At 68.6% G+C, this 8,571-nt stretch carries 10 protein-coding genes; 5 read left to right on the forward strand and 5 right to left on the reverse strand.

Features of this window, described 5'->3' with window-relative positions:
* The first annotated feature begins 288 nt into the window (after positions 1-288).
* Positions 289-933 carry a DUF4382 domain-containing protein gene (locus VNE60_06440; GenBank protein ID HVB31152.1) on the forward strand — a complete coding sequence of 215 codons (645 nt, stop codon included), beginning with the start codon at positions 289-291 and terminating at the stop codon, positions 931-933.
* A 241-nt stretch (positions 934-1,174) separates the two neighbouring features.
* Positions 1,175-1,501: a hypothetical protein gene (locus VNE60_06445; GenBank protein HVB31153.1), complete on the forward strand. Its 327-nt coding sequence runs from the start codon at positions 1,175-1,177 to the stop codon at positions 1,499-1,501.
* Between the two features lie 31 nt (positions 1,502-1,532).
* Here the strand turns inward: VNE60_06445 and VNE60_06450 are convergent, their stop codons facing one another.
* Positions 1,533-1,835, reverse strand: a complete 303-nt coding sequence (locus VNE60_06450) for a hypothetical protein (protein HVB31154.1) — start codon at positions 1,833-1,835, stop codon at positions 1,533-1,535.
* Between the two features lie 356 nt (positions 1,836-2,191).
* On the opposite strand from VNE60_06450, the gene aroF reads away from it, so the two are divergent.
* Genes aroF through VNE60_06465 form a run of 3 tightly spaced genes read left to right on the forward strand, consistent with a single transcriptional unit; the run spans position 2,192 to position 4,388 of the window.
* Entirely contained in the window at positions 2,192-3,247 is a 1,056-nt protein-coding gene (aroF, locus tag VNE60_06455; GenBank protein HVB31155.1) for a 3-deoxy-7-phosphoheptulonate synthase, read from the forward strand.
* Positions 3,244-3,546: a chorismate mutase gene (locus tag VNE60_06460; GenBank protein HVB31156.1), complete on the forward strand. Its 303-nt coding sequence runs from the start codon at positions 3,244-3,246 to the stop codon at positions 3,544-3,546. Before aroF ends, VNE60_06460 begins: the two co-directional genes overlap by 4 nt.
* Before the next feature lie 2 nt (positions 3,547-3,548).
* Positions 3,549-4,388, forward strand: a complete 840-nt coding sequence (locus VNE60_06465; GenBank protein HVB31157.1) for a prephenate dehydrogenase — start codon at positions 3,549-3,551, stop codon at positions 4,386-4,388.
* A 1-nt stretch (position 4,389) separates the two neighbouring features.
* Here VNE60_06465 and VNE60_06470 read toward each other — a convergent pair whose 3' ends face one another.
* The 4 genes from VNE60_06470 to VNE60_06485 all read right to left on the reverse strand — a co-directional run.
* Positions 4,390-6,483 carry a PAS domain S-box protein gene (locus VNE60_06470; GenBank protein HVB31158.1) on the reverse strand — a complete coding sequence of 698 codons (2,094 nt, stop codon included), beginning with the start codon at positions 6,481-6,483 and terminating at the stop codon, positions 4,390-4,392.
* Positions 6,480-6,773 (reverse strand): circadian clock KaiB family protein, encoded by a 294-nt coding sequence (locus tag VNE60_06475; protein ID HVB31159.1) that lies wholly within the window; start codon positions 6,771-6,773, stop codon positions 6,480-6,482. Before VNE60_06475 ends, VNE60_06470 begins: the two co-directional genes overlap by 4 nt.
* Before the next feature lies 1 nt (position 6,774).
* A complete protein-coding gene (kaiC, locus tag VNE60_06480) occupies positions 6,775-8,271 on the reverse strand; it encodes a circadian clock protein KaiC (GenBank protein HVB31160.1) in 1,497 nt (498 codons plus the stop codon).
* 100 nt (positions 8,272-8,371) lie between these two features.
* A partial coding sequence (locus VNE60_06485; GenBank protein HVB31161.1) for a hypothetical protein occupies positions 8,372-8,571 on the reverse strand: 200 nt, incomplete at its 5' end.

Below are 8,571 nucleotides of genomic sequence, written 5' to 3' on the forward strand. Positions count from 1 at the left end.
TCAGACGTTCACCGCGGCGGGCACGTACCCGTATCACTGCAAGTACCACGGCTCGGCCGGCAGCGGCATGTACGGCGTGCTGGTGGTGAAGTAGGCGGCAACGGTACGCCAGCCGGGGCGTTGTCATCGGTGCGTTTCCCAAGCACCATCTCGCCGTGACTAGCCCGTTCGAGTGATGGTCGTGTGGCTCGTGGTGCGCTACGCATTCATCGTGTACCACGCCCTCGGAATCTCAGTCCGACGCCGCCGGGACATGAGACGAGCCACACGATCACCAACGAGGGCACCATGGCATTTTCTTCATACAGCCGCGCCGCCGGCGCCGCCGCTTTGCTGGCAGTTGCCGCAGTTGTCGCCGCTTGCAGTTCGACCACGGCAGCCAAATCGACTGGAACCGGCACGGTGGCCGTGCAGCTCACCGATGCGCCGTTCTCGACGGACTCGGTGAAGAGCGTGGACGTGTTCGTGGTGCGCGTGGACGGACGCACGGCCGAGGCCGACTCGGCGACGGCGGCGATGGGCGCCAGGGACGACAGCGCGACGGTGGGCGGTTGGACGCCGCTCGCCACGCCCAACGTGAGCGTCAACCTGCTGGCGTATCAGAACGGAGTGTCGCTGCCCCTCGGCTCCGCCAACATGCCGGCCGGGAACTACCTCGGGTTTCGCCTCGTCATCGATCCCACGCGATCGAGCGTCACGTTGAAGAACGGGACGGTGCTGAGCGGCACGAGCACGCCCAGCGTCATGTTCCCGAGCGGGTCGCGGAGCGGGATCAAGATCATCCTCACGCAGCCCGTGACCATCACGGCGAACCAGACCACCACGGTGCTGGTGGACTTCATGGTGGACAGCAGCTTCGTGATGCGCGGCGGCACGATGATGCAGAACGGACTGATGTTCAAGCCGGTGATCCACGCGTCGATCAAGCCCTGACCGATTCCGCCACGCCGGCCCAGCGCGCCACGCGTTCGGGCAGATTTACCTGGGTCGGCGAAAGCGGCACTCCAAGCTCCACAACAACTTGCGTACCGGAGTGTGGCCCTTCGTGACACCGGGGGGCCGGCCCGGTCATTGTGGCAATTGTCCGGTATCCGGGAACTTCGTACCGTCCGCGTCCGAGCGTGGTTATGTCCCCCGCTCGCGTACCGAGCGCTTCAACTCCAGGAGAATGGCTATGCCCCCCACAAGCATCAGGAACCTGGCGCTGTTCGTGTCCGTCTTGGCGGTCGGCGCTTGCGCCGACTCCACGGTCACCAGCCCGGCCACCCGCAACGTCACCGCGGGCCGCCCCGCATTGTCCGTGGGCGCCGGCACGACCAAAGTGGACGTCTGCCACCGCACGGGTAACGGAACGTTCATCCTGATCACCGTAGGCGCGCCGGCGGTTCCGGCGCACCTCGGCCACGGCGACGGGTTCCCCGGCTCGTCCGTTCCTGGTCTCACCGACGGCTCGACGCTTGCGGCCGACTGCTCGATCGTCCCGGGCGGCCTCCCCAGCTAGGGAGCGCCGGCTGGCCCGTTCGTAGTCGCCATCACACCGCGGTCACGTCCTCTTCGACGTCGGGTCTCGTGTCGTCCCCCTTGGGGATGTCCGACCCGACGTCGTCGTTGCTTCCGCCGCGAAATCCGTCGGCCATATGCTGGGCGCCGACGTTGGCGAACAGGGCGCCCAGACTTTCCCTGGTGCCGCTGGCGCGGCCGGTCAACTCCTCGGGGAGCGGCGTTCCGCCTTCGAGTTCGGGCGTGTCGGGCCGCGTGGTTCTCGCGACGTTGGCGCGCGTGGTGCCTGCGACGTTGGCGCGCTTCCTGTTGCGTGTCTTGGGGTGCTTGGACATGAGTAGCTCCTGGTGATCCGCAAGCTACGCGCGATCCAAACACGTGGGCATCGCTCAAAAGGGTGACTCGCGGGTGACGGCCCGCGCTTGCTCTGGCGATGGGTACCATGCCCGGAGTCCCGGCGCTTGACGACAACGCCGCGCCGCGTACATTCCCCCGCATGAACCGCGACCCGCGCTCCTACGCGTACTATTACCGCACGGCCCGTTCCACGGGCCGTGAGCGGCGGCGTATGCGCGGATAGCACGCGGCATACGACGCTCGACTCGCGGTTGGCCCGTGGATTTCCACGGGCCTTTTTTTGCGTCCATCCCCCTGGCCACCACCCGCTGCACGCCCACCCAACGGAGCAGGCATGATCCTCATCACCAAGGCACAGATCACCGAGGCAGAGTTGGACCATATCCGCGAACGCGTGGAGGCGATGGGCGGCCGCACGCACGTCTCGCGCGGGGAGCAGCGCACGATCGTCGGCTGCATCGGCGACGAGTCGTTGTTGCGCGAGGCCGCGCTGCTGGCCATTCCCGGTGTGGAATCGGTGACGCCGGTGCTCAAGCCATACAAGCTGGCGGGTCGCGACTTCCGGCCGGACGGCACGGTGGTGCGGTTCGGCGACGCGGCGGGCACGGCGATCGGCGGACGGGCGCTGGTCGTGATCGCGGGGCCGTGCTCGGTGGAAGGGCGCGAGATGCTCGCGCGCACGGCGCTGGCAGTGCGCGACGCCGGCGCCGCGATGCTCCGCGGCGGCGCGTTCAAGCCGCGCACGTCGCCGTATGCGTTTCAGGGGTTGGGCCATGCGGCGCTGCGCATGCTCCGCGAGGTGCGAACGGCCACCGGCCTGCCGACCGTCACCGAGGTGATGGATACCCGCCAGGTGGAGACGGTGGCCGAGCACGCGGACATGCTGCAGATCGGCGCCCGCAACATGCAGAACTTTCCGCTCCTGGCCGAAGTGGGGAGCACGCAGCGTCCGGTGCTGATCAAGCGCGGCATGTCCGCCACCGTGAGCGAACTGCTGATGGCCGCCGAGTATGTGATGGCGCAGGGCAATGCCAACGTGGTGCTCTGCGAGCGCGGCATCCGCACGTTCGAGACCGCCACCCGCAACACGCTCGACGTGTCGGCCATTCCGGTGCTCAAGCGCGAGACCCATCTGCCCGTGATCGTGGATCCCAGCCACGCCGGCGGGCGGGCGTATCTGGTGGAGCCGCTGGCGTTCGCGGCCGTGGCCGCGGGAGCGGACGGGTTGATGATTGAGGTGCACCCGCAGCCGGAGCACGCGCTGTCGGACGGCGATCAATCGCTGAGCGTGGAGGCGTTCGAGCGCCTGATGCAGCGGCTGCCGGCGTTCGCGCATGCCGCGGGGCGGACCATGTCGCGCAGCAACGCAACGGCGGAGGCGGTGGCATGAGTCACACCGTAGCTGACGTCGACGCCGCGCAGCGGGAGCTGGCCGGCCTGCGGCGCGAGATCGAGGAGACGGATCGCGCCATCATCCGGCTGGTGGCCGGGCGCATCCAACTGGCGCGTCGCGTGGGGGCGGCCAAGCGCATCGCGGGACTGCCGGCGCTGGATCCGGCGCAGGAAGCGGCGGTGGTGCGGCGGGCGAGCGAGATGGCGCGCGAGGAAGGCGCGCCCGAGGAGGACGTGCGCTACCTGTTCTGGCACCTGATCGGGACGTCGCGCCGCGTCCAGCTCACGGAGGATTGACCGTGGGCGAACGGTCGGGATGCGTGGGGATCGTGGGACTCGGATTGATTGGAGGGTCGCTGGCGCGCGATCTGATTGCGCGCGGCGTGGACGTGATCGCGTATGACCGGCAGGTGGAGCGATTGCGAGCGCTGACGGATGCAACGTTGGCCCGTGTGCGGCTGGTGGATGCGCTCCACGAAGTGGCCGCCGCGCAGGCGGTGGTGATCGCCGTGCCCGTGACCGCGGCGCTCTCGGTGCTCGACTCACTGGCGCCGGCACTCACGCCGAGGCACCTGGTGATGGACGTGGGCGGCACCAAGGCGGCGATCGAGGCCCGCGCCGAAACGCTGGGCATCGGGGACCGCTTCGTGGGCTGTCATCCGCTGGCGGGAGATCATCGTTCGGGGTGGGACGCGTCCCGAGCCGGGCTCTTTGCCGGCGCGCCGGTGTTCGTGTGCCAGCCGGCGAGCGGCGGCGAGGATCGCGTGGTGGCGGCCGAGGAATTCTGGCGAGCGCTCGGTGCGGCGCCGGTGCGCGTGGGGGCGGCGGCGCATGACCAGCGGCTGGGTCTCACCAGCCACCTGCCGCACATGCTCGCCTCGGCGCTGGTGCTCGCGCTGCAGGGCGCCGGCGTGGCCCGCGCCGAGTTGGGACCCGGCGGTCGCGACATGACTCGGCTGGCGGCGAGCCCGCCGGAACTCTGGACGGACATCGCGCTCCAGAATGCGGACGCGCTCGCCAGCGCGCTCGATGCGTGCGAGGCGACGCTGCGGAGCCTGCGGCACGAGATCGGGGCGCGGGACGCGGCCCGCATCGAGGAGCGGCTGGCGCGGGCCACCCGGTGGTTCGACGACGGGTGAGCTACTGGGGCGCTGAGGGTGGGGCAGGGTCGGGCGTCATCGATCGCAGGTGCCGGTGAACGATGGCGCGGAGATTGGCCGCATCGAACGGCTTTTCGATGTACTCCTTGGGAGGATCGGCGAGGAACGTCCGCGCCTGCGGCGTGAAGGCGCCGCCGGTGAGGAAGATCATGCGATTGGCCTGCTCGGGGGCGATGCGCGCGAGTTCGCGATGCAGGTCCATGCCGGTCATGTCCGGCATCATCAGGTCGCACAGAATGAGGTCGAACCGCTGGCCGCCGGCGCAGCGGGCCAGCGCTTCCCGGGCCGACACGGTGGCCACGACTTCGTGCTCCGTGGCCAGGATGCGCTGCGCCACGCGCACGATGGTGGGTTCGTCGTCCACCAGCAATATCTTGCCGCGGCGACCGTGCACCGTGGCGGGCGGCGCGTCGGTGGGCAGGGCCACCGGAGTCATTGAAGCGATGGGCAGTGCTACTCGAAACACGGTGCCCTGTCCCTGCGTGCTCTGGACGGTGAGCGCGCCGCCCATGTCGGCGACGATGCGATGGCTGATCGCGAGGCCGAGCCCGGTGCCCACCCCCACGGCCTTGGTGGTGAAGAACGCGTCGAAGATCCGGGGAAGCACCTCCGGCGGGATCCCCGGGCCGGTGTCGCCCACCTCGATGACCACGCGATCGCCTTCGACGCGGGTGGACACGCGCACCTCATGGCGTTCCGCCTGGCCTTCCGGCAACGCCTGCGCCGCATTGACGAGCAGGTTGAGGAACACCTGTCCGAGCCGCGCCTCGTTGGCGTCGATGGCCGGTACGGCGTCGAACTGCGTGACGACCCGGGCGCGATGCCGGATCTCGTTCCACGCCATGCGCAACGACGATTCCAGAATCGGCTGCACATCCACCGGGTGGCGCTGCTCATGGTCGGGCGAACGCGAGAAGACCTTGAGGTCGCGGACGATGAACCGCACGCGCTGCGCGGCATCACGCGCTTCTTCGAGCGGCGAGCGGATGTCGTCCAGGATCCAGGACGCATCGCGGGCCGGCGCCGACGGCGACGGATGGCCCGGAGCGACGCTCATGCTCTCGACGATGAAGTCCAGGTTGGCGATGACCGCGGCGAGCGGGTTGTTGATCTCGTGGGCCACGCCGGCGGCCAGCATGCCCACCGACGCCATGCGATCGCTGACCATCAACTGCGACTGCATCTTCTTCTGCGCGGTGACGTTGCGGACTATGCCCAGGGCGCCGGTGAATGCGCCGTCGCCGTCCGACAGCGCGGATCCGGCGATGTTGACCGACACCTCCGTGCCGTCCTTGTGACGATACGTGGTGTCCACCATTCCATGCAGCCCCAGTTGCCGGCTTCTGAGCGATTCGTCGGCGATCTCCTTGCCGCCCGAGCCGATGATGCTGTACAGGCTCCGGCCGATCATCTCCGCCGGCTCGTAGCCGAGCATGTCCGCGAGCTGCCGGTTGACGAAGACGATGGTGAGGGTCTGGTCGGTCTTGATGATGCCGTCGGTGGTGGCTTCGACGATCTGGCGGTACTGCGCCTCGCTCTTGCGCAGGGCTTCTTCGGCGGCTCGACGGTGCGTCCGGTCGGTCATCATGCCGAGGGTGCCCATGTGGCGGCCGTCGGCGTCGTGGATGGGCGTGGTGCGGAGCATCACCCACAGCTCGGTGCCGTCCTTTCGCAGGTAGGTGACCTCGTGCTCCTCCGAGATGCCGCGCTCCGATTGTTGGAGGCGGCGCTCGGCGTTCGCCGTTTCTGCGGCGCCGATGCACCGATAGATGGACGTGCCGATGAGTTCGTCCACGGTGTAGCCGAGCATCTCGGCGACCTGCCGGTTGGCGAAGGTGATGATGCCGTCCGCATCGACGATGGAGATCCCTTCGTCGGTGGTCTCGACGATGCGGCGATAGCGTTCCTCGCTGGCGCGCAGGGCTTTCTGGGCGATGCTGAGCAGCACCGGCGTCTGGCTGGGGGTGTCGACCACGGCATCGATTTCCCGCGACAGCAGGGCGGCGATGGTCTCCTCGGCCTCGGCCAGACGTCGCGCGAGGGGTCGCGCATGCGGCGCCGCTTCGCGGATCATGATCCCCCCAGCGCGCGCAGCACGTGCGTGGCGTCGGAGAGACTGCCCACCACGTGCTGGACGGGCGCCGGGGACAGCTTGACCAGCGTGGGGGTCACGATGATCCCGTCGGCGAGCGCGCGCTGCGGGTGCGTGAGCAGATCGACGATCTCGATGTGGTGCGCTGATGGGAAGTGCTGGTCGCAGAGCGCCGTGAGATTGGCGATGGCGTGCAGGGAGTTGGGCGCATTGCCCGCGACGTACAGGCGCAGACGCAGCCTTGGCGCGGGTTTGGGCCGAAGGGGCGGCATGCTAGCGCCTGGCGTGGGGGGCCGCGCGATCGGCGTGCTCCCACTCCCATCGGGCCACGCCCATGAGCGCGCTCCCCTGGGGGATGACGGTGTCGGTGAGCGTGACGCCTTGGTCGGAGAGGGTCAATTCACGCACCTGATTGGAATGCCCCGTGCCGCGCGATTTGACGATCGTCAGGGCCCGGTTCCGCTCGCCGTCCCGGACGATGTAGGAGAGGTGGATCCAGGTGTCGGCGATGGTCGTGATCCCGGTGGTGGTGGCCTCGTTGGTGGAGAGACCGTCCATCCGCGAGGTGGACACGACCGTGATGCGCGCCACCTTGAGCATGTCGAGGAAGCGCTGCGCGGCATCGGCGGACGCCACGTGCGCGAGTTTGGTGGACAACGCGGACAGGGGATCGATCACGAGGCAGCGCGGTTGGTGCTCGATCGCCAGCGCTTTCAGTTGGCCGAACTGGTCCTCGACGTTGGGGCCGCGGGTTCGCGCCGAATGCATGGTGAGGAGGCCCGACGTCACGTACGGGGCCAGGTCGATGCCCACCGACCGGAGGTTGCGCACGATCTGGGCGGAGCCTTCGTCGAAGCTCACGAACATCGTGCGTTCGCCGCGGGCGCATGCGGCCGCCGCGAAGAGCCCGGCCAACGTGGACTTGGCGGTGCCCGGCGCGCCCGAGATGAGGACGTTGCTGCCCCGGAAGTAGCCGCCGCGCAGCATCTGGTCCAGGCGCGGGAGTCCCGATGATATCCGTTCGTTGGTGACTCTGTAGGTGAGCTCCACGGGGCCGCGCGTGGCGAGCTGCAGGGCGTCGGCGCCGAGGGTGATCGAGAATTCGTCGCCCAGGAAGCCGGATCCGCGGAACTTCATCACCCGAAGGCTGCGAAAGGCCGAGCCGTCCACGACCTGGATACGGAGCACGATCACGCAATCGACCATGAACTGCAGGAAGGCGTAGCGCTGGTCGGCTTCGACGCCGCCGGACTTCTGCGTGATGATGCCGGTGAGCCCGGTGCGGGCGAGCCAATCGCGCACCCGATAGATCTCGCGGCGCTCCATGGCCGGGTCGTCGAGGAGGCTGAGGAGCACGTCGAAGCCGTCGAACACGATGCGCGTGGCGTGGATCTCCTTGGCCTTCTCCTCGAGGGCCTGAAGCAGTCCGACGAGGTCGAACGCTCCCCCTTTCACCACTTCGGGCGAGAGCCGGGCGTCGAGGAAGAAGAGCTTCTTCTTCACGAGCGCGGGCAGATCCCACCCGAAGGTGGCCGCGTTGGCGACGATCTGGCGGCTGCTCTCCTCGAAGGCCACGAAGATGCCCGCTTCCTTGGCCTGGCGCGCGCCGTTGACCAGCGCCTGCAGGGCAAAGACCGTCTTGCCGCAGCCCGGACCGCCCAGCAGCAGCGTGGTTCGCCCACGGGGCAGCCCGCCGTGGGTGATCTCGTCGAACCCCTCGATGCCGGTGGGCATCTTGGTGACGGCCCCGCGGGAAATCCTGGGCTTCATGTAGGGTCCTTGGGGGCGAGGGGCACGGCGGGGGGCGCTCTCTGAGCGTAACCCCAGGCGGCCCCCAACCGTATCGCTCGATCGGACTAGTCCCGCGGATTCACGCCGTCTCGAACTCCGCGGTGAAATGGCGCAGGTACCTGGCCTGCTTGACCATCTTCACGCCGCGCACCTCGTGCGCCCGGGATTTCAATTCACATATGGCCTCGGCGGCGTAGTCGAAGTGGCTTTGCGTGTACATGCGGCGAGGGAAGGCCAGGCGCACCAGTTCCATGGAGTGGTACGACTCGCTGCCGTCGT

The organism is Gemmatimonadaceae bacterium (assembly GCA_035533755.1).
Taxonomy (GTDB): domain Bacteria; phylum Gemmatimonadota; class Gemmatimonadetes; order Gemmatimonadales; family Gemmatimonadaceae; genus JAGWRI01.

Coding starts and splice junctions, on each gene's coding strand:
- VNE60_06440 (HVB31152.1), top strand. CDS start 289: ATGGCATTTTCTTCATACAGCCGCGCCGCCGGCGCCGCCGCTTTGCTG.
- VNE60_06445 (HVB31153.1), top strand. CDS start 1,175: ATGCCCCCCACAAGCATCAGGAACCTGGCGCTGTTCGTGTCCGTCTTG.
- VNE60_06450 (HVB31154.1), bottom strand. CDS start 1,835: ATGTCCAAGCACCCCAAGACACGCAACAGGAAGCGCGCCAACGTCGCA.
- aroF (HVB31155.1), top strand. CDS start 2,192: ATGATCCTCATCACCAAGGCACAGATCACCGAGGCAGAGTTGGACCAT.
- VNE60_06460 (HVB31156.1), top strand. CDS start 3,244: ATGAGTCACACCGTAGCTGACGTCGACGCCGCGCAGCGGGAGCTGGCC.
- VNE60_06470 (HVB31158.1), bottom strand. CDS start 6,483: ATGATCCGCGAAGCGGCGCCGCATGCGCGACCCCTCGCGCGACGTCTG.
- VNE60_06475 (HVB31159.1), bottom strand. CDS start 6,773: ATGCCGCCCCTTCGGCCCAAACCCGCGCCAAGGCTGCGTCTGCGCCTG.
- kaiC (HVB31160.1), bottom strand. CDS start 8,271: ATGAAGCCCAGGATTTCCCGCGGGGCCGTCACCAAGATGCCCACCGGC.